We start from the raw sequence: 24059 nt of genomic DNA on the forward strand, positions 1-24059 counted from the left end.
CCACAACTTCTACGGCGCACTTACCCTAATGCAGCGTTGGGCCTCCCTTGCGCTCATAGGCAGGGAGTGTTCCGAAGAGGAGTCCAAGCTCTGGAGACTTGTGCGGCTGTTGTTAACCCAGCGCACAGGGGCCACCGAGATCAGGGCACCGAACTATCGGAAGGCGGAAGAGTACCCGATGAGCGCAGCACTTCGCGCAGCGTGGACCGAGTTGTTCAAGAACGGACCAAGGCCAAGGGCCAAGCGCACCCCGATACCTGAGTTTGCCCTCAGCCGTTAGCCCCGCGTGTCAAACCACCATTACGCCAAGGCAGCGCACGGTTCCGCTGTGCGCCTGCCATCACATTCAATCCAAAGGAGTCACATGAACATTCATATTAACCCGAAATCCCCGCAGGCCGCTTACCCCCTGCAAGCCCTGTCGCTCGATGAGCTTCTCAATAAACAGTTTCCCAAGCGCGACTACCTCATAGAACCTGTACTGAAGCAAGGAGAGAGCATGATGCTCTGGGCAGCGCCCGGCGTGGGTAAGACCATGCTAGCCCTCTCATTTGCTGTTGCTGTTGCAGGCGGCGGCAAAGTGTTGGGACTGAGCGGGACAGGCGGCAGGCGCGTGTTGATCATCGACGGCGAGATGAACGAGGCCGACTTGGCCGACAGACTCCGCATGCTGATCCCCACCATTGAGGGCTGTGACCCGGCTAAGGCGCGGCAGAATATCTGCATCATTGCGCGACAGGCACAGCGTCTCGAAACCAAGTTCCCTGACCTCGGGGAAGAGGAAGGGCAGAAGACAGTGCTTGACCGAGCGATGGCGTGGAAGGCCGACCTCGTGATCCTCGACAACTTCTCCACGCTTGCAACCTTGGAAGACGAGAACAGCTCTTCGTCAATGGACCCCGTGTTGCGGTTCCTGATGACCATGAAGCAAGCAGGGATTGGCTGCATCCTAGTCCACCACAGCGCGAAGGGCGGGGACAAGTATCGCGGCTCCTCCAAGATTGCCACCACCTTCGAGGTTATCCTCGGATTGAAGCAACCGGAGACGCTTAGCCAAGCCCACCGCGCGTCATTCGATATGGAGTGGACCAAGTTCCGCAGCATTCGAAACGATGCAACGAGAGGAAAGAAGGCGCAGTTGGTTGAGGTGCCCGCAGAAAGCGAAGGCGGGGAGCCCCGGCTCAAGTGGGAATATGAGTTGTCAGAAAGCGAAGAGGCACACCGCGTCATCGCCATGCTGAAGGAGGGACGCTGCAGCACTCAGAAAGAGCTTGCGGCGGCACTCGGGATGAGTGAACCCACACTCACCCGTCTTAAGACGAAGGCCATCGCGGACAGGCGCATTGGGGCGGAGGAATGGCGGGCATATCTCGACGCTGCCAAAGAGAGCGGTACCGGGTACGTTCCCCGCAGCGGACACGCCGACTTCTAACCCACGCCAATACGCGAAGGCTTGAGGAGCTTCGCTCCGAAGGCTGAGAGATTTCACGTTTCATTACTTAATAGGCACTGAAATCTGAAATTAGAGCAGAATATACCGAGATTTCATGCGGTTAAAGGGTTTCAACAATCCCCTTTGGCCGCATGGAATTTCAGGAGCGTTCACGCCCTTCCAAACGCCTCATCCATAGCCTTCTTATAACCTTCAGGGTCTGCCTCTGCGAACTTACGCCACGCGGCTTCCTGTTTTTTCTCGGTGTGGCGTTTGAACAGAAACCAGCCAATCAGCATCACAATCCCAAGCGACTCAACCAATCGCTTTGTCGGGCTCATTACATCTGAGGGGGAACTGTCGATCAACAGCGACAACACCAACATGCCGCCAAACATCCATGCCATCCGGGTTCCGATGAGCGCAGGATCGCGGTCGCTTCCCGGCCAAGGCCAGTAGGGACCAAGCAAGCGGCGGCTTTGCTGCGCCGAACTCTCATTATTTTTCGGCACGGGGAACTCCATCAATGTCAATGCGGGGGAACTTAGCGATAGCAGCGGCCATGTCTGGTATGGAAATGAAGCCGTAGTTAGCACTTTCGCCTGCGGGTTTCCTCCCCGTTATCTTGTCTGATACTGCGGGATGGAGGCCAACAACCCCGCGCGATAGGGTTTCAAACCGATGACGCCAGCCGTGGTTAGGAGCAACACGACTGTCCTTGATGGCCTTTCGCGCAAAGTCAGACAAGCGGTTCTTCGCCGTGCGCCGACTGCTGCGTAAGTCTGTCTCACTGAGGCTTTTGGGGGCCGTGAACAGGTAGCCCGCGCCGCTTGCCTTTGCGAACTCAGGAAAGCCCATCTCGATCAGGTGCGGATGAAGCGGCACCTCACGATATTTGCCACGCTTCACCGTGCCCGCATCCGGTGTGATGACAACAATCCAATGCCCGTCCTTTTGAACCACGTCTTGTCCTCGAAGCTGGACCATCTCACCCACCCTCGCGCCCGTGTAGGCACACAGCCAGTGAACCCATTTCTTTGAAGCCGCTCGGTGAGCGCTTTCGCGCTGTGCCGGTTCGTGAGTTGAAGCGTGGCGAAGAAGGGCAATTGCTTCTTCATCGGAAAAGCCTGGATCACGGGCACGATTGTCTGCCCTCTCCTTAGCGGGGACTTTGACCCCTTTTGTAGGGTTGAACGGCAACAATTCCTCGTCGACGGCCCAGCTATACAGACCACTGATCGAGGGTAAATCTCCATCCTTTACGGTGAGAGGGTTGATGCCCTTTTCCAAAATGCGGTAGTCCCTAAACCTCACGATGTCCCGCTTCGTGACCCTGCCCGCATCGTCATGCCCAAGGAACTCTACAAGCTGCCGCACTGTCCGCTTTCGCGCTTCATAAGTGCTAAAGGACTTGCCGCCCGCTTTCGCCCGCTTCCACCATTCCTCAACAAGCGCCGTCAGGGAAACCACGGACGGAGATTTCAATGCCGAAGGAGCAAACGGCGGCGGTGCTGGAGGATTGCTGATCACTTTACCCGCGTACCGCGCAGCGCCTGCCTCGTAGCCTTCGATCAACAGCTTAAGGTATTCGACGGTCAACGCGTGGAAGGCGGGGCTCGAAGTGTCCACATTGAGCCCTCGCGTTGCGCAAAGCTCCTTGACCGTGTCTCGGATGCCTGACGGAACAACACCAATGCCGTAGGCTTCCCGGAGTGCGGCTAGGACGTGTTCCAATATCTCTTTACGCGTGGCCGCGCCCTGTGAGGGAGAAGACTCAGATGGTGTTATGCCAATACTGGGCGGACGCGGTTCAAAGGATTGAGCAAGCCGCCCGAACAGCGCCAAGTGCTGAGGATCAAACCGCTCCTGCTCATCCGTGGCATAGAGTCTCGCGCGTAGATCAGCGATAACGTGGGCAGCGAATGCAGGTGTGATAGAGTCATAGACGCCTGCCGCCTGCTTGTCGGCTAGTGTCTTGCGGGCTTCTGCATCGGCTAGGAGTTTTTCGAACACCTCTGCGGCGGCAACCGCCCTGCTCAATACTTCGGGTGGAGGGTTCTTGGTGAGCACGGGACCGAATGATCGGACGAACTCTTTGATGCCTCCGGCGATGAATGGACGAAGCTCAGCCTTCACCGTTCTCCGATACTTCCACCGCCCGTCAACCGCACCCAGATGCCGCACTACAACGCCCATTGCTCGACCGCCTTTTGTACCAGTGTTTCGTACCAGCGGCGGTCGCTAAATGGCTGATCAAACTGAATATCGTTGGTGTGCAACTAGTTGGTTGCGTGTTGGTGCCCTTGGAGGGACTCGAACCCCCACATCTTGCGATAGCGGATTTTGAGTCCGCCGCGTCTACCATTCCACCACAAGGGCCAGGTTGCGGTGTCTAATGCGGAAGGCCTTGCGCCGTCAACCCGAAAGCTTTTTAACAAATCTTATGATCCGCATCACTGATTCCTTCTTCATCGACGAAAAGGACATTGAGGAAACATTCATCCGCGCCTCAGGGCCCGGCGGGCAGAATGTCAACAAGGTCTCCACCGCAGTCGAGCTGCGCTATGACGCTACCAAGGCCGGCCTGCCCGAAGATGCCTTTGCCCGCCTTCAGACGCTGGCAGGCCGCTTGATGACCCTGGACAAGGTGCTGGTACTGCAGGTGCAGGAGACTCGTTCCCAGGAACGCAACCGGGCGCTCGCGCAGGAGCGTCTTGTCGAGCTCTTGCGCAAATCCCTGATCCGCCCCAAGAAGCGCCGTGCGACAAAGCCGACTTATTCCTCCAAGCTGAAGCGCCTGGACGGAAAGCAGAAAGACGGCCGCACCAAAAAACTGCGCAACAAGAAAATCAACATGGATTGAGACCGAACCTGAAATGCTGAAAAAACTTTATGACTGGGTGCTCAGTCTTGCCGCCCGCAAATCCGCCGAAGTCTGGCTTGGTGTGATTGCCATTGTCGAAAGCTCGTTCTTCTTGGTGCCCGCCGATGTGCTCTATCTGCCCATGGCGCTGGCGCGGCCGGAACGGGCCTATCGCTATGCTTTGGTGGCGACCGTGGGTTCGGTGATCGGCGGCATCCTCGGCTACGCGCTGGGCTATTTCGCCTTTGAAACCGTCGCCAAGCCGGTGCTGGAATTTTACGGCAAGTTAGACAGTTTCGAACACCTGAAAGCCTGCACCAGCGACCAGACCTTGCTGCTGCTGCTCACCACTTCGGGCCTCGCTCATATTCCGCCGATCAAGATCGTCACCATTCTGGCCGGCGTGGCACAGATCAGTTTTGTGTTCTTCCTGGTGTCCTGCGTCATCGCCCGCGGTGCCCGCTTCTTCGCGCTCGCTTGGGCGCTGCGCCGTTACGGTGAAACCATCCGCCATTTTATCGAGAAGCGGCTTGGCCTTATTGTTGGCGTGATCGCGGCTATTTTAATTGTCGGTTATTTCGCCCTCAAATTCCTCTCACATTCCGGAAGTCTCGCATGCTGAAATCACTAACCCCCAACCAGGCCATGGGCCTGGTTTTTGCCATCACACTGGCGACCATTCTGGGGGCATGGGGTTTTCAGTTTGCCGGCTATCCGCCGTGTGAACTCTGTCTCGCACAGCGCTATGCCTATTATGCTGCCGTGCCTTTGAGCCTGTTGTTCCTGCTCATTGGCAGAGACAATCCACGAATGATGCGCATTGGGCTCATCCTGCTGGGCCTCATCATGCTGGGCAGCTGCATTTTCGGCATCTTCCATGCCGGTGTGGAATGGAAATTCTGGCAAGGCCCGACAGCCTGCACCGGTGGTGGCGAATTGACCGGCCTGCCCGATCTCACCAAAAAAGCAGTGATGTGTGATCAACCCGCCATCCGCATTCTGGGCCTGTCACTGGCTGGCTGGAATGCTGTTGTGTCAGCGATCACCAGTTACATTGCTTTCAGCAGGGCACGATAAGCGCCTCTTACGGATCCAGTTCCGCATCCCAGTACAGATAATCCATCCAGCTCTGATGCAAATAATTCGGCGGAAATAACCGCCCATTGCTGTGCAGCTGGTTCACCGTCGGGGCTTTGGGCCACTGGGCCGGGAACATCCGCGCTTCCTTGGGCATATAGCCGCCCTTGGTCAAATTGCAGGGTGAACACGCCGTCACCACATTTTCCCACGTGGTCTGCCCGCCCTTGGAGCGCGGGATCACATGGTCAAAGGTCAGATCATCCGGTGAGCCGCAATATTGGCATTCAAACCGGTCGCGCAGGAACACATTGAACCGGGTGAAGGCCGGATTGCGCGATGGCTTCACATAGGTTTTCAGCGACACCACCGAAGGCAGGCGGAACTCGGCATTCGGGCTGTGGATCACCGTTTCATATTCCGAAACGATGTTCACCCGGTCGAGGAACACGGCCTTGATCGTGTCCTGCCAGGACCAGAGCGACAAGGGATAGTAACTCAAGGGCCGGAAATCGGCGTTGAGGACTAGGGCCGGGCAGGCCTCAGGTTGGAAAGATGCGTAATGCACTCAAACCTCGTCTCCTTAACGTGAAACATCAGGTTTGCCAGGCCGAAGCAGTCACGCTCACGAGGGAGATACTAATCCGCTGTATCAGTTCTGTGAAGGGGCCTGTGGCATGGCTTTTATGCCTCTATAATGCGCCCATAAAAGCCTGGCCGCCGCCGCCCGGTGCGGCCGCCATTTCTGGGCAATCTTCTCCATCCGCTTCACATCAGGCCGCTTGCGGAAGCGAAACAGATGCTGCGCCGCCGCCTGCAAAGCCACATCGCCCGCCGGCCAGGCATCGGCATGATTGGCCGCCGAAAGCAGGAAAATATCAGCCGTCCAAGGGCCAATGCCCCAGATGGACAGCAGCGCCTGGCGGATCTCCATCAGGTCACGCTGCATCAGCTCGTCATAATCAAAGCGAGCCGCTGCGCAGGCATGGAAACATTTGGCCTTGTTGTTGGAAAGCCCCAACGCCACCAATTGCGGAACCGGAACGGCCAAAACATTCTCTGGCGTCACATCACCGATCCTGTCCTTCAGCCGCGCCCAGATCGCGGCTGCAGCTTTCAGCGACAGGAATTGCTCGGTCACGATGATCAACAGGGTTTCAAGGCTGGCCGGAACCTGCCGCAAGGATGGTGTGCCATGCGTCTGATGCACTGGTGCAAAGCGCGGCTCCAGCGCGATCAACACCGCAATGGCCTCTTCCAGTTCAGCGATATTTGTATAGCGCGACATTGCGCCTGAGATTGACCACTGGCCTCCAATTTGCGCAAATGAATTCATGAACCCGCCGGTTTTCCGCTTCGCCCCCAGCCCCAATGGCCGCCTGCATCTGGGCCATGCCTATTCGGCTTTGCTGAATGAGAAACTGGCGCGCGAGGCTGGCGGGACGTTGCTGCTGCGCATCGAAGATATCGACACCACCCGCTGCACCGAAACCTTGGTGCAGCATTGCATCGATGATCTGGCGTGGCTGGGCATTGCCTTTGAGCCAAATCCCCGTCGTCAATCACAGCACATGGATGATTACCGCGCCGCCTTGGCGAAGCTGGATGCGATGGGCCTGCTCTATCCCTGCACCTGCACGCGCAGCGATCTCGCACGTCTCAAAGACGCGCCTCGCGATCCCGATGGCCAGCCGCTCTATGATGGCCACTGCAGGATGCATGGACAGGGTACAGGACCAGCCGCCTTGCGCCTGGATGTGGCCAAAACCGGAGCCAGCGCCGCTTCCATTTGGGGCGATGTGATCCTCGCCCGCAAGGACATCGGCACCAGCTATCACTTGAGCGTTGTCGTGGACGACGCGCTACAGGGCGCGACCCATGTTGTGCGCGGTGCCGACATGGAACAGGCCACCTCCATTCACCTTCTACTGCAAACTCTACTCGGCCTGCCCCACCCCATTTATCAGCACCACGACCTCATCCGTCACCAGACGGGGCGCAAGCTTTCAAAATCCGCCGAGGACAGATCGCTGGCCGATATGCGGGCGGAGGGGGCCACGCCACAGGATGTCAGAAAGCTGCTGGGCTTCTAGAAGTCCGAAGCAATGCCTTTCTTCTCCCAATCGCCAAAGCGTGTGGGCTCAGGGCCCTTCGGCCCGCCTTCTTCAGGCGGCAGGGTTTTCGCTGCAGCCGCCTTGCGCCGGGCTTCAGCCTCGGCCAGCGCCCGCTTGGCGGCATCGGGAATGGGTTTTTCAGCCATGCGCCCACATTAGCAAATTCGGGTTTTCTTGCCAGAGCGATTGCCGTAAGCGACTTCCCAAGGAGAACTGAATGCCCATCACCCGCGCTTTGCTGTCCGTCTCAGATAAAACCGGGCTGATCGATTTCGCCAAAGCACTGAGCGCCAAGGGTGTTGACCTGATCTCCACCGGCGGCACTTCGAAGGCGCTGAAAGATGCGGGCCTCAAGGTGAACGATGTCTCCGCCGTGACCGGCTTTCCCGAAATCATGGATGGGCGTGTGAAGACGCTCCATCCGAAAATCCATGGCGGCCTTCTTTCGGTGCGCGGCCTCGCCACCCATGAACAGGCCCGCAAGGATAACGACATCGAAAATATCGATCTCCTCGTCGTCAATCTTTACCCCTTCGAGGAAACCCTGGCGCGCGGTGCCGCCGAAGATGAAATGATCGAGAATATCGACATTGGTGGCCCCGCTATGATCCGCGCCGCCGCCAAGAATCACGCCTCCGTCACCGTGATCGTGGACCCGAAGGACTACGCCGCAGTGCTGCAGGAAATCGCGGCGGACGGCAACACCCAACTCGCCACCCGAAAGCGCCTCGCCGCCAAGGCCTATGCCCGCACAGCGAGCTACGATGCCGCTATCGCCAACTGGTTCAACCACGCCAACAAAATCGAAGCGCCGGATTTCTTCGCCATTGGCGGCAGACTGGCGCAAAGCCTGCGCTACGGCGAAAACCCGCATCAAAAGGCCGCTGCCTACAAATCCGGCGACCGGCGCACCGGCATTCTCGATGCCAGGCAAATCCAGGGCAAGGAACTGTCCTACAACAACATCAATGATGCCGATGCCGCACTTGAGGCGCTGCGCGAATTCCCGGCGGGGAAGCCCGCCTGCGTGATCGTCAAACACGCCAACCCTTGTGGAGTTGCCACCGGTGCTGATCTGGCGGCGGCCTACAAAAAGGCGCTGGCCTGCGATTCCACTTCTGCCTTCGGTGGCATCATTGCGTTGAATCGCAAGCTCGATGGCCCAACCGCCGAAGAAATTTCCAAACTCTTCACTGAAGTGATCATCGCACCTGAAGCTGATGAAGCAGCACTGCAAATCATCGCGGCCAAGAAAAACCTGCGTCTGCTGCTTCTGCCCACACTCCACGCCGCAGCGGCAGAACTCCCCATGGTCAAATCCATCGCCGGCGGCCTTCTGGTGCAAACGCCTGATCAGGCCAGCATTGCCCAGATGGAACTCAAGACCGTCACCAAGCGCGCGCCCAGCGCACAGGAGCTGGAAGACCTCACCTTCGCCTTCCGCGTGGCCAAGCATGTGAAATCCAACGCCATCGTTTTCGTGAAGGACGGCGCCACCATCGGCATCGGCGCCGGCCAGATGTCGCGCATCGATTCAACCCGCATCGCCGCCCGCAAAGCCGAAGATGCAAAGCTCTCGCTGAAGGGCTCGGCCCTCGCATCAGATGCCTTTTTCCCCTTCCCCGATGGATTGCTCGCTGCTGCCGATGCAGGCGCCACCGCGATCATCCAGCCCGGCGGCGGCATGCGCGATGATGAAGTGATCAAGGCCGCCGATGAACGCGGCCTCGCCATGGTCTTCACCTCGATCCGGCATTTCAGGCACTAAATGCTGGGCTCTCAGGCAGCTTACATTCTGCAGCAGGCTTTGAACGCCCTGCAGCTGTCTGCCTTTTACTTGCCCCTCGCCGTGGCCTTTGCGCTGATCCAGTCAATCACGCGGCGCGTCTTTTTGTCGTTCGGTGATCTGGCCATGTTCGGCTCATTCGCCGCCGTCTATACTTGCTTCGGCCGCATGCTGCAGGGCGACAGTGATTTGACGGCGGCATTGATCTCGCTGGTCGTCGCCATGGCCTGTGCGGGCGCACTTGGCTTCACCGCCGCGCGTGGCGTCTTCGCACCAATGATAAAGGGCTCGGCACTGGCCTTCATGATCGCCGCGATTGGGTTTTCCATCGCGCTGGAAGAGCTGATGCGCATCAGCACCGGCAGCGGCGACATCTGGATCCCGCCGCTCTTCGCCGGAATGACCACGAAGCTGGTCACCGGTGCCTATCCCGTCAACCTCAATGCCAACAGCACTTTTGCCATTGCGATCTCACTGGTCTCGGTGGCAGGCACCGCACTCATCATCAAATATACCCAGTTTGGCCGCTCCTGGGCGGCATGTTCGCAGGATGCAACACTGGCCATGCTCTGCGGCGTCAATTCACAAGCCATCATCGCCGGCACCTTTGTGCTGGGTGCGGCTTTATCTTCAGTTTCTGGCTGGATGACGGCCATCACCTATGGCGGCACCAATTTCTCGGTGGGCATCATGCTGGGTTTCAAAGCCATGTTTGCCGCTGTGGTCGGGGGCTTCGGCAATGTGCGGGGGGCAGCCATGGGAGCCATTTCTCTTGCCGTCCTGGAAGTGCTATGGTCGGGGTCCTTCGGTTCGGCTTACCGCGATGTGGGCGTGTTCAGCACCATCATTGTGATCCTGCTGCTGAAGCCGGAGGGCTTAGGTGGAGACGCCACAAGGCGGGAGAGTGAAGCATGAAAAAGATTGTGATTTCATCACTACTGATTTCGTCAATGGCGCTGCTCACCGGCTGTTTTGACAGCGGGCCGAAATCCTATCTCAAGATCGCCGGCGGCGGCCTCCAGTTCAACTATCGTGTTTCCGAAATGTCGATGGTGGTGATCGCTCAGCAGGTTTCGCCGCTGCCTGCCGGCAGCATTGTGGAAGCCCAGTTTGACATTCCCGGCACCCAGACGCGCGAAAGCGTGACACTGCCATCGATGGAAGGCAAACTCACTTACCGCCTGCAATCGCAAAAGCTGTTCAACATCAAGAAAGGCGGCGAATACAAAGTCAGCCTGCTCCTGCGCGACAAGAGCGGTGCCGAGATCGACCGCGAGGAAACGGCCTTCCATTCCGATGTGGACCAATCGACATTGCCGGACAAGCCGCTGGTTGATGACTTGGCCTTCACGCCGAATTTTCAGAATATCAAGTAGAGCCTAGCGGCCAAACCGCTCATCAAAGGCATAGCCCGACCCCCGCACCGTGCGGATCGGGTCAAGCTCGCGTCCACGCGAGAGATTCTTGCGCAAGCGGCCGACATGCACATCCACCGTGCGCTCATCGACGAAATTATCATTGCCCCAGACTCGATCGAGCAATTGCGCACGTGAATAAACCCGGCCCGGTGACTGCATGAGATATTCCAGCAGCCGGAATTCGGTGGGCGACAGTGCGATATCGCGCTGCCCGCGTGAGACGCGCTTTTTGATCCGGTCCAGCGTGATATCGCCGGAGAGCAACGTCTCCGATACAGCTTCCGGCTTCACTCGGCGCAAGATGGACCTGATGCGCGCCATCACTTCCGGCACTGAGAAAGGCTTGATCACATAATCATCAGCCCCGGTGGCAAGGCCACGCACCCGCTCGGTTTCTTCGCCGCGCGCGGTGAGCATGATCACCGGCAACTTCTGGGTTTCCGGTTTGGAGCGGATCATCCGGCAGACTTCAATGCCGGACAAACCAGGCAGCATCCAGTCGAGCAGCACGAGATCAGGCATCTCTTCGGTCAATGCCGGATGCACGTCCTCGCCGGTCTCCACCACCTTGGTGCGGAAACCTTCGGATTCAAGATTGTAGGCGAGAAGCTGGTGAATCGCCGCTTCGTCTTCAACAATCAGGATATATGCGCTCATCGAAGTTCCAGTCTACTTGCCGTCGAACGGCGTGATGCTGGTCTTGTCCTTCTTCGGGCGCTCGTCCCGCAGCGGCTTTCCATGCACCAGGTAATAGATGTTCTCGGCAATATTGGTGGCGTGATCGCCGATGCGTTCGATATTCTTGGTCGCAAACAGCAGATGCGTGCAGGCGCCAATCATCCGTGGGTCTTCCATCATATAAGTGAGAAGTTCGCGGAAGATCGAATTGTACAGCGCGTCGATGTCCTCGTCATGGCGCCAGACTTCGAGAGCCTTCTCGGCGTCATTGGCAGCAAAGGCATCCAGCACCAGCTTGAGCTGAGCCTGCGAAAGCTGGCCCATGCGTTCCACACCCGAAGACAGGCTGCGCGGCATGCGCTCATTCACGGCATGGGCGCGCTTGGCCACGTTCTTGGCAAGGTCACCAATACGTTCAAGGTCAGATGCGATGCGGATCGCCACCATGATGTTGCGCAGGTCGCGTGCCATCGGCTGGCGTTTGGCAATGGTCACCACCGCGCGTTCTTCAATGGCCACTTCCATCGCATCAATCTTGTCATCGCCACCGATCACGCTGTCAGCCAGCTTGGTGTCACGCTTGACGAGGGCCGTCATGGCGTGCTGCAGCTGCTCTTCGCAGAGGCCGCCCATCTCGGACAGCATCGATTTCAGCGCGGCAAGATCATCATCATAGGCTTTGAGAATATGGTCAGACATAGATGATCTCCTTAGCCGAAGCGGCCAGTAATGTAGTCATGCGTCCGCTTTTCTTGCGGCGAGGTGAAAAGTTCGTCGGTGTCGCCCACTTCGACAAGGATGCCGAGATGGAAGAAGGCCGTAAGGTCAGACACGCGGGCGGCCTGCTGCATCGAATGGGTCACGATCACGATGCAAAAGTTTTTCTTCAGTTCGGTGATCAGCTCTTCGATGCGGGCTGTGGCGATCGGGTCCAGCGCTGAGCAGGGCTCGTCCATCAACACCACTTCGGGGTTCACGGCAATCGCTCGTGCGATGCACAGGCGCTGCTGCTGGCCACCTGAGAGGCCGGTGCCCGGTGCATGCAAACGGTCCTTCACTTCTTCCCACAGCGAAGCGCGCTGCAGGCTTTCAGTGACGATGCGTTCAAGCTCGGTCTTGTCCTTGGCCAGGCCGTGGATGCGGGGGCCATAAGCCACGTTTTCGAAGATCGACTTCGGAAACGGATTGGGCTTCTGGAACACCATGCCGACACGCGCGCGCAGATCAACTACATCAAGCGAACGGTCATAGATATCGTTGCCATCGATCTCGATGTCGCCGGTCACGCGGCACGACGGAATGGTATCATTCATCCGGTTCAGCGAACGCAGGAAGGTGGACTTGCCACAACCCGAAGGTCCGATGAAAGCCGACACGGCCTTGTCGGGCAGCGTGATCGACAGATGCTTGATGGCGTGTTTCTCGCCATAATAGACATTCACATCCTTGGCCACGATCTTGGCCGGATTTTCCGCCACGATCTTGGGCGGCGAAGGTGTGAAAACTGTTTTGAATGCGTGTTCGTTCATGTGACTTACCACCGTCTTTCGAATTTGTTGCGCAGCCAGATGGCCAGGGCATTGAAGCAGAGGAGCACCACCATCAGGCAGATGATGGCGAGCGCCGTGCGTGAGCGGAAGGCCGCTTCCGGCAAAGCTGACCAGAGATAGATCTGGACCGGAAGAACCGTGGCCGCTTCCGTGATACGGCCCGGAACGTCGGCGATGAAGGCGATCATGCCGATCATCAAGAGAGGAGCGGTTTCACCCAGCGCACGCGCAATGCCCAGAATGGTGCCTGTCAGGATGCCGGGAATGGCCAGCGGCAACATGTGATGGAACACCGCCTGCTGGTGCGAGGCGCCCACACCCAAAGCTGCTTCCTTGATGGAAGGCGGCACGGAACGCAGTGCGGCACGCGATGCAATGATGATCGTGGGCAGAACCAGAAGCGCCAGCACTAGGCCGCCCACCAGCGGCGAAGACCGCGGCAGCCCAAACATATTGAGGAAGATTGAAAGGCCCAGCAGGCCGAATATGATCGAAGGCACCGCCGCCAGATTATTGATGTTTACTTCGATCAGGTCGGTGAAGCGATTCTTCTTGGCGAATTCTTCCAGATAGAGTGCCGCAGCCACACCCAGGGGCAGCGACGTCAAGAGCGTGATGAATATCGTGAACAGCGAACCCATGAAGGCTCCACGCAGGCCGGCCTGTTCAGGTGCGCGGCTGTCGCCATTGGTGAAGAAGGGCCAGTTGAAAGCCGATTTCAGCTTGCCCTGCTCACGCAGGGTTTCCAGCCAGGCGGCTTCCTTGTTCGACGTGCGGCGTGAATCTTCGCCATCGGTCACGCTGTATGCGCTCCACTTGCCCGTTTCGATGGTGGCAGGGCCAGCCGGCGCATCAAGTGCTTGAGCCTTGGCCGTGCCAGAACCAGCTTCCGTCACATGAAAGGAGGCAGGCAGGGCCAGGATGATCTGGTCCTTGGTGAAATTGAAGCCAGGGGCAGAAAGCACATAGGCATCGCCATCCTGCTTCACATCGAGGGGCATGGTTGCGGCGGGCCGCGTAATATCAGTCTGCTGGCCCTTGAGGAACATGTCGGCATCTGCCGAAAGCGGCGCTTCAACCGTGACCGTCTTGCCAATCAGCGAAGGATCATTGGTCACCTGGCGCTGCAGGTGATCAGCTACCGCACCCGAAATCAGCTGTGCCAGCTTCTTGCGGGCAGGCTTCTCGGTGACTTGCGGAAACTGCTCCAACATCGCGGCGCGCACGATGCCCGGGAAGTCGCCCGCTGAAACATTGGCCGCATCCACTTTCTCAGGATCAACCTTCAGCTCAAGCTGCACGACATTCATGGTCAGCGCCGGAATGGCCTTGATCGCCATATTGGTGATCAGAAAAACCAGGAACACGGCGGTGAACACAATGGCCCCGAGGCAAAGGCCACGGAAAATCCGTTCGGTGCGATAGCGCTTCCGGGTAAGGGCGACGGCGCTTTTGCTTACAAGCTCAGGCATATTGTTCCTTGTATTTGCGCACCACACGAAGGGCGATGATGTTCAAGGCCAGCGTGATGACGAAAAGCGTCAGACCCAGCGCGAAGGCAGAAAGCGTCTTGGCCGAGTCAAATTCCTGGTCGCCGACCAGCATGGCGGAAATCTGCACAGTCACCGTGGTCACCGCCGCGAAGGGATTGAACGTGAGGTTGGGCGCCAAGCCGGCAGCCATCACCACGATCATGGTTTCACCAATGGCGCGCGAAATGGCGAGAATGAAGGCTGATACAATGCCGGGCAAGGCCGCTGGCAGCACCACCTTGCGGATGGTCTCCGATTTTGTGGCGCCCATGGCATAGGACCCATCACGCATGGCCTGTGGTACGGCGTTGATCACGTCATCAGACAGGGATGAAATCAGCGGCACGATCATCATGCCCATCACCAGGCCAGCAGCGAGAGCGGACTCGGAGGAAACCGACAGCCCAAGGCTCTCGCCCAGACCCTTGACATAGGGTGCTACCGTCAGCGCCGCAAAGAAACCGAGCACAACAGTGGGCACACCGGCCAGCAGCTCAAGCAGCGGCTTGGCGATCTGGCGGGTGCGGGCGTTGGAATATTCAGCCATGTAAATGGCAGACAGGAGACCGATGGGTGCAGCGACGATAATAGCGATCAGCGTGATCAGCAGCGTGCCGACCAGCAGCGGGATGAAACCAAAGGAAGGCACCGGGGCAGTAGGCGCCCATTCGGTGCCGAACAGGAACGACCAGATCGACACCTGGCTGAAGAAGCGGAAGCTTTCCGCCAGCACCGAGGCCACGATGCCCACGGTGGTGAAAATGGCGATGGCCGAAGCCAGGATCAAAAGGGCAAGAACAATGCCTTCGGAAATCTGCCGTGCCGGCAGTTTCTGCGAGACCGCCAGAAAGCAGAGAGCGGCGGCAACAATGGCAACACCTGCACCCACATAAATCGTGACATGCGGCAGCAGCAGCATGGAACCGAAATAGGCAATGAGGCCGGCCAGCAGCGTCACGAAGCCCGCCATCAAACCATGAAAACTCGCTCGCGAGAGAAGCCGTACATTGGCACCCGATGCAATGGCAACGGCGCGCCGTTTCGCCATCACATAGGACAGCGAGGAAAACAGGATCAATGCGACGAGGAAAATCATGTCTGCGATATTCCAAAACGGAAAACGGGAGAGAAAGAGCTACAGGGGAGGGCCCGGTACATCCGCGGGCAACCACCCCTGTTTCGGAGCGCGTTGTTCAGAACGCGCTCCAATCGGGGATGACTTACTTGAGGTCTTCAACCTTCAAGGCGGTCAGGGTCTTGGCGTTGTCCATTTCCTTCTTCAGCACATCGGCCGGCAGCGGAATGAGGCCCTTGTCAGCCAGATAGCCTTCGTCACCGATGGCCTTGGCCGACATGTATTCAGCAATGAAGGCAGCCATGTCAGGGGTCGCGGCCATGTGGTCCTTCTTCACATAAACGAAGAGCGGACGCGACAGCTTGTACTTGCCATTCTGCACGGCTTCCACCGACGGCGCTTCGCCTTCAACCTTGGCGGCCTTGATCTTGGAGCCGTTCAGCGCGACGTTGGAATAGCCGAAGAGGGCCAGCACGGTCGGGTCAGCTTCCAGCTTCTGGATGATCGCATTGTCGTTTTCGCCGGCTTCAACAAAGCCGCCATCGGTACGCAGCGTCTTGAACACGCCTTCGAATGCCTTGGCATCCTTGCCTTCAAGTTCCTTGAGGCTGGCGATCGACTGGGCGCCAGGCTTCAGAACCAGGTCTTCGATCGAAGAACGGGTGCCCGAAGTGGCGGGATGGCTGAGAATGGTGATCTTGGTCTTCGGCAGCGACGGGTCAATGTCCGACCACATCTTGTAGGGGTTGTCGATCAGCTTGCCGTCCTTGTCAGGAACCTGCTTGGCCATCGCCATGAAAAGCTGCTGCTTGGTTACGCTGAGGTCAGTGCCAGCCTTGGCACCGGCGAGCGCAATGCCGTCATAACCGATGGTGAGCTGGGCAACGTCCTTCACGCCATTCTTGATGCAGGTGGCGAGTTCGTCCTTCTTGATCGCGCGCGAGCTGTCAACGAAATCCGGGGTGTCATCGCCAGCGCCCGAGCAGAACAGCTTGATGCCGGGGCCTGAACCCGTGGCTTCCACAACCGGGGTCTTCTTGCCGGTGGCCTTGCCGAAGGCTTCGGCGACCGAGGCGGTGAAAGGATAAACCGTGCCCGAACCGGTCACGCGGATTTGGTCACCGGCCAGGACCGGCGTGGCAGCAAGGGCCAGGGCCGATACGGCGAGAAGGAAACGTGTCATGCAATTCTCCATGTCATTTATGACGCTTGATTTCGTGTTTGACGAAATGGCGATTAGACGCCCTGCATGAGGGTTGTGCGACAATCAAATGACGCCAATATGACAGTCTAAGTCGTTCTGGAGTAAAGCGGAATTGAAATACGGAAAGTGGAGCCCTCGCCCAGCTTGGACGCAATATCAAGCTTGCCCCGGTGGCGAGATATAATGTGCTTGACGATGGCCAGCCCCAGCCCAGTGCCACCACGGGCCCGGCTTTCCTGGGTGGAGACGCGGTAAAACCGCTCGGTCAGGCGCGGAATATGGTTTTCCGCAATGCCGCGCCCATAATCCTTGACCGCAAGGCTGCCGAAGCCGGCTTCGGCAATACAAGTCACATCGACCTTGCCGCCGGCGGCACCATATTTGATGGCGTTCTCAAGCAGGTTCTGCGTCACCTGCAAAAGCTCATCGGCGTCACCAGCGACGATGGTGGATTTCGTGCCGGTGAGATTCACTTCCACATTGGTTTCAGCAATCAGCGAAACCAGATTGCTCTTGGCCTGACGCGCCACATCCACCAGATCGACTTTCGCATTGGGCCGCAAATGCTCATTGAGCTCGATGCGGCTCAAGGTCAGCAGATCATCGATCAGCCGCTTCATGCGCCGCGCCTGGGTCAGCATCGTGTCGAAGAATTTTTCACGCGCTTTGGCATCATTCTTGGCCGGGCCCTGCAGCGTCTCAATCGTGCCAATGATCGCCGCCAGTGGTGTTCGCATTTCATGGCTGGCATTGGCCACAAAGTCCGAACGCATCCGCTCAATGCGCTGTTCGCGCGTCAGGTCGCGCAGCACGACAAGCACCGTGCCCACATCATCTACCGGCGCAATATGTGCATTGAACTGGCGCGGTGGCCGGCTCTGCATGTCGAGATCGATATGAACAGGTGATCCGGTCTCACGCACTTCGGCCACGCCACTGTGAAAAGCAGCATGCCGCAACACGGATTTGACTGGCAGGCCCTTGAGATCAAGCCCCAGGGCTTCCTTGGCTGCCTCATTGGCGGCCAGCACATTGCCATCGGGCCCGATGATCAAGGCGCCATCCGGCAATGCATTGATCAGATTGGCCGGTGTCATATGGAAAGTGGCCTCACAGACGGGATGTCTGGAAAATTGGAGCGGGCGAGGCGAATCGAACGCCCGACCCTAACCTTGGCAAGGTTATGCTCTACCCCTGAGCTACGCCCGCTTAGCGTTCCGGCAGCGGGAAATATCCGCCGGACGGCTGGCTTATTGCCCAACTCCCCCATAAATGCAATAGCGAGTTTCTTTTTGAAGTTAACCTTCTGAGATAGCCTCTTTCATGCCCGCTACACGCCAGGATCTCTTTGCTCTGTTTGACCAGCAGGGCATCAAAACCACCACCACCGAACACATCCCGGTTTTCACTGTCGAGGAGGCCCGCAAGGTCCATGACGGCATGGAAGGCGGTCATTGCAAGAACCTGTTCTGCAAGGATGAGAAGGGCGCGCTCTGGCTCATCGTGGCGCTGGAAGATGCCAAGATTGATCTGAAGGCCGCCAAGGACAAGATCGGCTCCAAGCGTCTCACTTTCGGCAAACCCGAATTGCTGATGGAGATTCTGGGCGTTGAGCCGGGCTCCGTCACCCCCTTCGGCCTGATCAATGACAAGGCCGCGCTGACCAATGTCATTCTCGACGAGGCGATGATGCGCCACGCCAAGCTGAACTATCATCCCTTGAAGAATGACGCGACCACGACCATCTCTGCTGACGATCTGCAAAAATTCATCCGTGCCACTGGCCACAATCCAAGGATTGTTGCCGTGAGCGAACCGGCTTAAATCGATGACCATGGACACACTTTCCGTAAACGCCCCCGCCCAGGACCTGATCAAGGATTCTTCTGACCAAAACTTCATGGCGGATGTTATCGAGGCTTCGAAATCCCAACCCGTGATCGTGGATTTCTGGGCGCCCTGGTGCGGCCCCTGTAAGACGCTTGGACCGGCCATTGAAAAGGTGGTGCGTGAAGCCAAGGGCAAGGTGAAGCTGGTCAAGGTAGACATCGACCAGAACCCCGAATTTGCCAAGCAATTGCGCGTGCAATCGATCCCCGCAGTTTTCGCTTTCGTTGATGGCCGCCCGGTGGATGGTTTCATGGGCGCCCAGCCCGAAAGCCAGATCCGCCAATTCGTCCAGCGCCTCAGCAGCATGGGCAACCGCGCCGAACAAATCGAAGGTGCGCTGCAAATGGCCCGTGATGCCTTCACCGCCAAGGATTTCGAAGGCGCGGCCGATATCGCCTCGCAAGTTCTGGAAGTCGAACCGACCACCGTCGAAGCCTATGCCCTGAAGGCGCGTGCCGAGATGGAGTTGAATCTTCTCGAAGAAGCCAAGGCCACGCTCGCCGCCTCACCCGCCGACAAGCAAACTGATTCCAACATCGTCAGCGCCAAGGCCGCACTCGATCTGCTGTTGAATCCGGTCGATACATCGGGCCTCGCAAAACTCGAGGCTGCCATCGCAGCCAATCCCAATGATTATGAATCGCGTCTGGAGTTATCCAATCTGCTCAATGGCTCGGGCGATCGCGCCGGTGCCACTGATCAGCTGATTTACGTCATCAAGAAGGACCGGACTTTCAAGGATGATGGCGCGCGAAAACAGCTTGTCTCCTATTTCGAAGCCTGGGGCCCGAAGGATGAAGCCACTCTGGCAGGCCGCCGCAAATTATCCTCGGTGCTGTTCTCCTGATGCCAGGACGCTACAAACTCACTAGCGATTTGCCGGCGCAGATCCCGCTCTTTCCCTTGTCGGGCGCCCTCCTGCTGCCCCGCACCGATTTGCCCTTGAGTATTTTTGAACAACGCTATCTGGCCATGGTGGAACAGGCGATGGCGGGAGACCGCATCATCGGGCTGATACAGCCAGAAGAAGATGATGAGTCAGACAAACCCAAGCTTGAAAAAGTGGGCTGCGCTGGCCGCATCACCTCCTACATGGAAACCGATGACGGCCGCCTGCAGATCGTGATGACCGGTATCTGCCGCTTCAAGCTCAAGCGCGAAGTGAAAGTTGAAACGCCATTCCGCCAGGCGCAAGTGGATTACAAACCCTTCGCTGCCGATCTGGTGATTGGCACTGGTGCACCCAGCGTGAACCGCGCGCAATTGCTGGAAGCCTTCCGCCAATATCTCGAAGCCAACAACATGACCACCGACTGGAAAGAGGTGAATGAAGTGGGCACGGAGATCCTGGTCAACACGCTGTCGTTGATGGCGCCCTATCCGCCGCGTGAGAAACAGGCTCTGCTGGAAGCGCCCGACCTCAAATCGCGCGCCGAAGTTTTGGTGGCACTCACCGAGTTGGCGCTGAAACGCTCGCTCGCCGGCAACACGACGCGGATGCAGTAATGCAAGAGCCCCGCAAGACCGATCCGAAGCTGCTGGAAATCCTGGTCTGCCCGGTCACTAAGACCAGGCTCACTTACGATGCGGAAAAACAGGAACTGGTCTCCAAGGTCGCCGGCCTTGCCTATCCGATCCGCGACGGCATCCCGATCATGCTGGCCGGCGAAGCGCGCGAATTGAGCGATGACTGAGCTTTGGCCCAGCGAGCTCAAGGTCAAGGACCAGGGCCGCACATTACGCATCACCTTCGAAGGCGGCACGTCCTATGAGATCGCAGCCGAACTGCTGCGCGTCGAAAGCCCCAGTGCTGAAGTGAAGGGCCACGGCCCCGGCCAGGAGACGTTAGTCTTCGGCAAGCAGCTGGTGAGCATCACCGGCGTAGAACCCATCGGCAATTACGCCGCTCGCCTCAAATTCTCCGACGGCCATTCGACAGGCCTTTTCACCTGGACCTATCTGGAAAAACTGGGGCGCGAACAGGATGAGATTTGGGCCACGTATCTTGAGAAGCTGAAAGAAGAAGGCCGCACCCGCGAGCCGTGACGAAGTTTATGCCGCCAGCCCACGCATCAAGCGCGGCACTTGGCCGGTGAGTCCCGCCGCTTCATTCACCAGAACTTTTTTCAGTGGCCCCATTCTATCCGCCAGACGCAACCCCGCATGCCGCAACAGCCGCAGCGGTTCATTGTCCTGCGCGAAAAGCCGGTTCATGCCGTCCATCAAGGCCGCATTGGCGAATGTATCAAACCGCCGCCAACGAGCATAAGTCTCCAGCACGGCAACGGAACCAATATCGGAACCCAAAGCTGCCGCTTCAAAAACGCAATCCGCCAGCGCCGCTACATCCTTGAAGCCGAGATTGAGCCCCAGCCCCGCCAGCGGATGCACCACATGCGCCGCATCTCCCATCAACGCCAGCCGTGCGCCGAAGAAACTGTCGCTGAGTTTCAGCTCCAGCGGATAGACATGCCGTGCTGAAAGAAGCTCAAGCTTTCCGAGATGCGTGCCGAAATGCTTTTCCAGTTCCACCAGAAACGCATCATCCGGCAAGGCGCAGATCGCCTGCGCCACATCATGCTGCGCCGTCCACACGATCGATGAGCGATTTCCGGACAACGGCAAAATCGCAAACACGCCGTGATCATGGAAATGTTCCTGCGCCTCGCCACCATGCGGGAATTCATGCCCCACCGTCAGCGTGATTGCGGATTGGTCATAGGCCCAGCCTTGCGTCTTGATCCCAGCCGCCGCACGGGACGCTGATCCGCGCCCATCACAACCGATCACCAGATTGGCTTTCAGCGTGCGCCCATCATCAAGCGTCACCTGCGCCAGCCCCGGACCAAACTGAAAATCCTTGATCGCGTGGCCGGTGATGAAACTGATCTGCGGGCTCTGGCCGATTTCATCCAGCAGTCCCTTGAAGATCAACTGGTTCTCCAGAAACAGTGCAGGCGATTTTTCTGAAAGATCCGGAAAGCCCAGCAGCGCTTCGCGCGCCTCCACCGTTTTCGCATTGGTCACGATAATGCTATTCATGGCTTGAGCCTGCGCTGCCATAGCCTTCCACGCACCCAAGGCCTGCAGCATGTTCACCGAAGCTGCTGTCAAAGCCGAACAGCGCGAGTCGTGCGCCGCTACCGCAAACTTTGCGGGATCAGCCCGGTCGATCACTGCGACCTTCAAAGGTGTGCGGCAGCGACGGCCACCTAGCGCCAAGGCTGCGGCCAACCCGTTCAAACCTGCCCCTGCAACGATCACATCAAACTTGTCCATGACCTGAAACCTAGCTCCAAAATAGCAGAAATGGAATCGCCTCGCTACGATGCACAAATAATGTGCAAATCTGAAAAACTGAACGAATAACAGGCATAGATTCCGGCCGATTTGTGGCTGCCCCACAAATAATCACACAAAATCAATGATATATGAGCAGATCGAATCTGGCACGCCGCTTGAAAGTAAACGCGAGGTTAATGAATAAGGAGAAAGGCCTGTCCATGAAATATATCATAGCCATCATCAAGCCCTTCAAACTTGAAGAGGTTCGTGAGGCTCTCGGCGCCATCGGCGTTCAGGGCATTACGGTCACCGAAGTGAGGGGCCACGGCCGCCAGCGCGGCCACACGGAATTCTATCGTGGTGCCGAATATGCCGTGAGCTTCGTGCCCAAGGTGAAGATCGAGGTTGCGGTTGAATCCGACGTCGTCGCCAAGGTCGTCGATGCCATCAAGTCTTCCGCCAAAACCGGCCAAATCGGCGACGGCAAGGTTTTTGTCCTGCCGCTGGATGAAGCCTACCGCGTGCGCACCGGCGAAAGCGGCGGTTCCGCCCTTTAATTCAAGGAATTTGAAAAAGTGAAAGGTACTTCAATGAAAACCATAGGGGATATGAAGCTGGGACGTTTGCTCCCCGCTATCCTGGGCGCAGGGGCGCTTAGCGTAGCGACATCGTCCAGCGCCTTCGCCGCAGCCTCGATCAACAAGGGCGATACCGCCTGGATGCTGGTGGCCACCGCACTCGTCGTACTGATGACCTATCCGGGCCTGGCATTGTTCTACGGCGGCCTGGTCCGCACCAAGAACGTGCTTTCGGTGCTGATGCAAGTGACCACCATATTCTGCCTCATCGCCATTTTGTGGGTGGCTTACGGCTATTCCTGGGCTTTCACCAACGGCACGGGCGCACTTGCTCCATTCGTGGGCGGCTTTTCCAAGGCCTTCCTGGCTGGCGTCAATCCGTCCACCATGGCAGCCACCTTCTCGAAGGAGGTCTACCTTCCTGAATATGTCTACATCATCTTCCAGATGACCTTCGCCTGCATCACGCCGGCTCTGATCGTCGGCGCTTTTGCTGAACGCATGAAGTTCTCGGCCGTGATCCTGTTCATGATCATCTGGTTCACCTTCTCCTACCTGCCAATGGCCCATATGGTCTGGTGGTGGGCTGGTCCGGATTGCTACACGCTCTCGGCTGCTGCCGCTGACGTTGTAAAGTCCTGCGTGGGTGATGCTTCAGCGACCGACTTCTTGGCCAAGCTGGCTTCTGCCGGCACGGATCAGGCCAAGATCGATGAAGTCCTCAACGCCTATAATGATGCAGTCAACGCCTCCAACGGCTGGCTGTTCAACAAGGGTGCGATCGACTTCGCCGGTGGTTCAGTCGTGCATATCAATGCCGGTATTGCTGGCCTCGTCTGCTGCCTTATGCTCGGCAAGCGCGTTGGCCTCGGCAAGGAATCAATGGCTCCGCACAACCTGGTCACCACGCTGCTCGGCACTGGCTTGCTGTTCTTCGGCTGGTTCGGCTTCAATGCCGGTTCCAACCTCGAAGCCAACGGCGTTGCTGGTCTCGCATTCCTGAACACCATGCTTGGCACCGCTGGTGCGGCTCTGGCCTGGTCGTTCGGTGAATTTGTGACCAAGAAACATGCTTCGCTGCTCGGCGCTGCCTCTGGTGCAGTGGCTGGCCTCGTCGCCATCACCCCGGCCTGCGGCTGGGTGGGTCCGATGGGCGCTATCTTCATCGGCCTGGCAGCTGGTTTCGTCTGCCTCTTCGCCGTGATCTGGCTGAAGCCGCTGTTTGGTTACGACGATGCGCTGGACGTCTTCGGCGTGCATGGCATCGGCGGCATCCTCGGCGCCCTTCTGACCGGTATCTTCGTGAACCCGGCTTTGAATGGCACCGGCACCACCAACTATCTGGCGGTGGATACCTCAACCAAGGCTTTCGATTATATCTTCTCGGCGCAGATGTACGCCCAGGTGGTGGATGTCCTCACGGCCATCATCCTCTCGGCCGTCGTCAGCTTCATCGCCTGCCTGATCTGCAAATATACTGTGGGTCTGCGTGTGGATGAGCAAAGCGAACGCGAAGGTCTCGACATTTCGAGCCATGGCGAACGCGCCTTTAACTAAATCACAGCCCTCGTTCCTCC

28 protein-coding genes and 2 tRNA genes are annotated in these 24059 nt (G+C 58.0%); 15 read left to right on the forward strand and 15 right to left on the reverse strand.

Annotation, left to right across the window (positions count from 1 at the left end):
- Positions 1-364 precede the first annotated feature (364 nt).
- Positions 365-1432 (forward strand): AAA family ATPase, encoded by a 1068-nt coding sequence (locus tag F8B91_RS15495; RefSeq protein WP_196504747.1) that lies wholly within the window; start codon positions 365-367, stop codon positions 1430-1432.
- Between the two features lie 170 nt (positions 1433-1602).
- Here F8B91_RS15495 and F8B91_RS15500 read toward each other — a convergent pair whose 3' ends face one another.
- The 3 genes from F8B91_RS15500 to F8B91_RS15510 all read right to left on the reverse strand — a co-directional run bounded on the left by F8B91_RS15500 (position 1603) and on the right by F8B91_RS15510 (position 3811).
- Positions 1603-1944 (reverse strand): hypothetical protein, encoded by a 342-nt coding sequence (locus tag F8B91_RS15500; protein ID WP_196504748.1) that lies wholly within the window; start codon positions 1942-1944, stop codon positions 1603-1605.
- Positions 1931-3628, reverse strand: a complete 1698-nt coding sequence (locus F8B91_RS15505; protein ID WP_196504749.1) for a tyrosine-type recombinase/integrase — start codon at positions 3626-3628, stop codon at positions 1931-1933. Before F8B91_RS15505 ends, F8B91_RS15500 begins: the two co-directional genes overlap by 14 nt.
- Before the next feature lie 99 nt (positions 3629-3727).
- Positions 3728-3811: transfer RNA gene (locus F8B91_RS15510), tRNA-Leu, on the reverse strand.
- A 64-nt stretch (positions 3812-3875) separates the two neighbouring features.
- Between F8B91_RS15510 and arfB the strand changes: the two genes are divergently transcribed.
- The 3 genes from arfB to F8B91_RS15525 are packed head-to-tail and all read left to right on the forward strand — an operon-like array spanning position 3876 to position 5372.
- Entirely contained in the window at positions 3876-4295 is a 420-nt protein-coding gene (arfB, locus tag F8B91_RS15515; RefSeq protein WP_196504750.1) for an alternative ribosome rescue aminoacyl-tRNA hydrolase ArfB, read from the forward strand.
- 13 nt (positions 4296-4308) lie between these two features.
- A complete protein-coding gene (locus F8B91_RS15520; protein ID WP_196504751.1) occupies positions 4309-4917 on the forward strand; it encodes a YqaA family protein in 609 nt (202 codons plus the stop codon).
- Positions 4911-5372 carry a disulfide bond formation protein B gene (locus tag F8B91_RS15525; protein WP_246715290.1) on the forward strand — a complete coding sequence of 154 codons (462 nt, stop codon included), beginning with the start codon at positions 4911-4913 and terminating at the stop codon, positions 5370-5372. Before F8B91_RS15520 ends, F8B91_RS15525 begins: the two co-directional genes overlap by 7 nt.
- A 7-nt stretch (positions 5373-5379) precedes the next feature.
- Here F8B91_RS15525 and F8B91_RS15530 read toward each other — a convergent pair whose 3' ends face one another.
- Positions 5380-5940 (reverse strand): HNH endonuclease, encoded by a 561-nt coding sequence (locus F8B91_RS15530; protein WP_196504752.1) that lies wholly within the window; start codon positions 5938-5940, stop codon positions 5380-5382.
- Positions 5941-6024: 84 nt separating this feature from the next.
- On the reverse strand, positions 6025-6660 hold the full coding sequence (locus tag F8B91_RS15535; protein WP_196504753.1) for a DNA-3-methyladenine glycosylase family protein: 636 nt from the start codon (positions 6658-6660) through the stop codon (positions 6025-6027).
- 46 nt (positions 6661-6706) lie between these two features.
- Here F8B91_RS15535 and gluQRS point away from each other — a divergent pair, with 46 nt between their 5' ends.
- Complete coding sequence (gluQRS, locus tag F8B91_RS15540; RefSeq protein ID WP_196504754.1) at positions 6707-7465, forward strand: tRNA glutamyl-Q(34) synthetase GluQRS; 759 nt, start codon at positions 6707-6709, stop codon at positions 7463-7465.
- Here gluQRS and F8B91_RS15545 read toward each other — a convergent pair.
- The gene (locus F8B91_RS15545; RefSeq protein WP_196504755.1) at positions 7462-7632 is read right to left on the reverse strand and encodes a DUF1674 domain-containing protein; all 171 of its coding nucleotides are present in this window, start codon (positions 7630-7632) and stop codon (positions 7462-7464) included. The two genes, gluQRS and F8B91_RS15545, sit on opposite strands and share 4 nt — an antisense overlap.
- 71 nt (positions 7633-7703) lie before the next feature.
- Here F8B91_RS15545 and purH point away from each other — a divergent pair, with 71 nt between their 5' ends.
- Genes purH through F8B91_RS15560 form a run of 3 tightly spaced genes read left to right on the forward strand, consistent with a single transcriptional unit; the run spans position 7704 to position 10648 of the window.
- Entirely contained in the window at positions 7704-9254 is a 1551-nt protein-coding gene (purH, locus tag F8B91_RS15550; RefSeq protein ID WP_196504756.1) for a bifunctional phosphoribosylaminoimidazolecarboxamide formyltransferase/IMP cyclohydrolase, read from the forward strand.
- Positions 9255-10187, forward strand: coding sequence for a branched-chain amino acid ABC transporter permease (locus tag F8B91_RS15555; RefSeq protein ID WP_196504757.1), 933 nt, complete (start codon positions 9255-9257; stop codon positions 10185-10187).
- Complete coding sequence (locus F8B91_RS15560; protein ID WP_196504758.1) at positions 10184-10648, forward strand: hypothetical protein; 465 nt, start codon at positions 10184-10186, stop codon at positions 10646-10648. Before F8B91_RS15555 ends, F8B91_RS15560 begins: the two co-directional genes overlap by 4 nt.
- 3 nt (positions 10649-10651) lie before the next feature.
- Here F8B91_RS15560 and phoB read toward each other — a convergent pair whose 3' ends face one another.
- The 8 genes from phoB to F8B91_RS15600 all read right to left on the reverse strand — a co-directional run bounded on the left by phoB (position 10652) and on the right by F8B91_RS15600 (position 17938).
- On the reverse strand, positions 10652-11347 hold the full coding sequence (phoB, locus tag F8B91_RS15565) for a phosphate regulon transcriptional regulator PhoB (protein WP_196504759.1): 696 nt from the start codon (positions 11345-11347) through the stop codon (positions 10652-10654).
- Between the two features lie 12 nt (positions 11348-11359).
- Positions 11360-12067: a phosphate signaling complex protein PhoU gene (gene phoU / locus F8B91_RS15570; RefSeq protein ID WP_196504760.1), complete on the reverse strand. Its 708-nt coding sequence runs from the start codon at positions 12065-12067 to the stop codon at positions 11360-11362.
- An 11-nt stretch (positions 12068-12078) separates the two neighbouring features.
- Positions 12079-12897, reverse strand: coding sequence for a phosphate ABC transporter ATP-binding protein PstB (gene pstB, locus F8B91_RS15575; protein WP_196504761.1), 819 nt, complete (start codon positions 12895-12897; stop codon positions 12079-12081).
- A 5-nt stretch (positions 12898-12902) separates the two neighbouring features.
- Positions 12903-14390 (reverse strand): phosphate ABC transporter permease PstA, encoded by a 1488-nt coding sequence (gene pstA, locus F8B91_RS15580; protein ID WP_196504762.1) that lies wholly within the window; start codon positions 14388-14390, stop codon positions 12903-12905.
- On the reverse strand, positions 14383-15546 hold the full coding sequence (pstC, locus tag F8B91_RS15585; RefSeq protein ID WP_196504763.1) for a phosphate ABC transporter permease subunit PstC: 1164 nt from the start codon (positions 15544-15546) through the stop codon (positions 14383-14385). Before pstC ends, pstA begins: the two co-directional genes overlap by 8 nt.
- Before the next feature lie 124 nt (positions 15547-15670).
- On the reverse strand, positions 15671-16708 hold the full coding sequence (locus F8B91_RS15590) for a substrate-binding domain-containing protein (RefSeq protein ID WP_196504764.1): 1038 nt from the start codon (positions 16706-16708) through the stop codon (positions 15671-15673).
- A 107-nt stretch (positions 16709-16815) separates the two neighbouring features.
- A complete protein-coding gene (locus F8B91_RS15595; protein ID WP_196504765.1) occupies positions 16816-17826 on the reverse strand; it encodes an ATP-binding protein in 1011 nt (336 codons plus the stop codon).
- A 37-nt stretch (positions 17827-17863) separates the two neighbouring features.
- Positions 17864-17938 (reverse strand) — tRNA-Gly (locus F8B91_RS15600).
- Positions 17939-18052: 114 nt separating this feature from the next.
- Here F8B91_RS15600 and F8B91_RS15605 point away from each other — a divergent pair.
- Genes F8B91_RS15605 through F8B91_RS15625 form a run of 5 tightly spaced genes read left to right on the forward strand, consistent with a single transcriptional unit; the run spans position 18053 to position 20665 of the window.
- Complete coding sequence (locus tag F8B91_RS15605) at positions 18053-18553, forward strand: prolyl-tRNA synthetase associated domain-containing protein (RefSeq protein ID WP_196504766.1); 501 nt, start codon at positions 18053-18055, stop codon at positions 18551-18553.
- A gap of 4 nt (positions 18554-18557) precedes the next feature.
- On the forward strand, positions 18558-19466 hold the full coding sequence (trxA, locus tag F8B91_RS15610; protein WP_196504767.1) for a thioredoxin: 909 nt from the start codon (positions 18558-18560) through the stop codon (positions 19464-19466).
- Positions 19466-20125, forward strand: a complete 660-nt coding sequence (locus F8B91_RS15615; protein ID WP_196504768.1) for an LON peptidase substrate-binding domain-containing protein — start codon at positions 19466-19468, stop codon at positions 20123-20125. Before trxA ends, F8B91_RS15615 begins: the two co-directional genes overlap by 1 nt.
- Entirely contained in the window at positions 20125-20313 is a 189-nt protein-coding gene (locus F8B91_RS15620; protein ID WP_196504769.1) for a Trm112 family protein, read from the forward strand. Before F8B91_RS15615 ends, F8B91_RS15620 begins: the two co-directional genes overlap by 1 nt.
- Positions 20306-20665: a gamma-butyrobetaine hydroxylase-like domain-containing protein gene (locus F8B91_RS15625; RefSeq protein WP_196504770.1), complete on the forward strand. Its 360-nt coding sequence runs from the start codon at positions 20306-20308 to the stop codon at positions 20663-20665. The genes F8B91_RS15620 and F8B91_RS15625 overlap by 8 nt, the downstream gene beginning before the upstream one ends.
- A 6-nt stretch (positions 20666-20671) precedes the next feature.
- Here F8B91_RS15625 and F8B91_RS15630 read toward each other — a convergent pair whose 3' ends face one another.
- Positions 20672-21898 (reverse strand): FAD-dependent monooxygenase, encoded by a 1227-nt coding sequence (locus F8B91_RS15630; RefSeq protein WP_196504771.1) that lies wholly within the window; start codon positions 21896-21898, stop codon positions 20672-20674.
- A 224-nt stretch (positions 21899-22122) separates the two neighbouring features.
- Here F8B91_RS15630 and F8B91_RS15635 point away from each other — a divergent pair, with 224 nt between their 5' ends.
- Together F8B91_RS15635 and F8B91_RS15640 are read left to right on the forward strand one after the other, a co-directional pair.
- Complete coding sequence (locus F8B91_RS15635; protein ID WP_196504772.1) at positions 22123-22461, forward strand: P-II family nitrogen regulator; 339 nt, start codon at positions 22123-22125, stop codon at positions 22459-22461.
- A gap of 51 nt (positions 22462-22512) precedes the next feature.
- A complete protein-coding gene (locus tag F8B91_RS15640) occupies positions 22513-24039 on the forward strand; it encodes an ammonium transporter (RefSeq protein WP_196504773.1) in 1527 nt (508 codons plus the stop codon).
- The last annotated feature ends 20 nt before the right edge of the window (positions 24040-24059 follow it).

The sequence above is a fragment of the Aestuariivirga litoralis genome (assembly GCF_015714715.1).
Lineage (GTDB): Bacteria > Pseudomonadota > Alphaproteobacteria > Rhizobiales > Aestuariivirgaceae > Aestuariivirga > Aestuariivirga litoralis_A.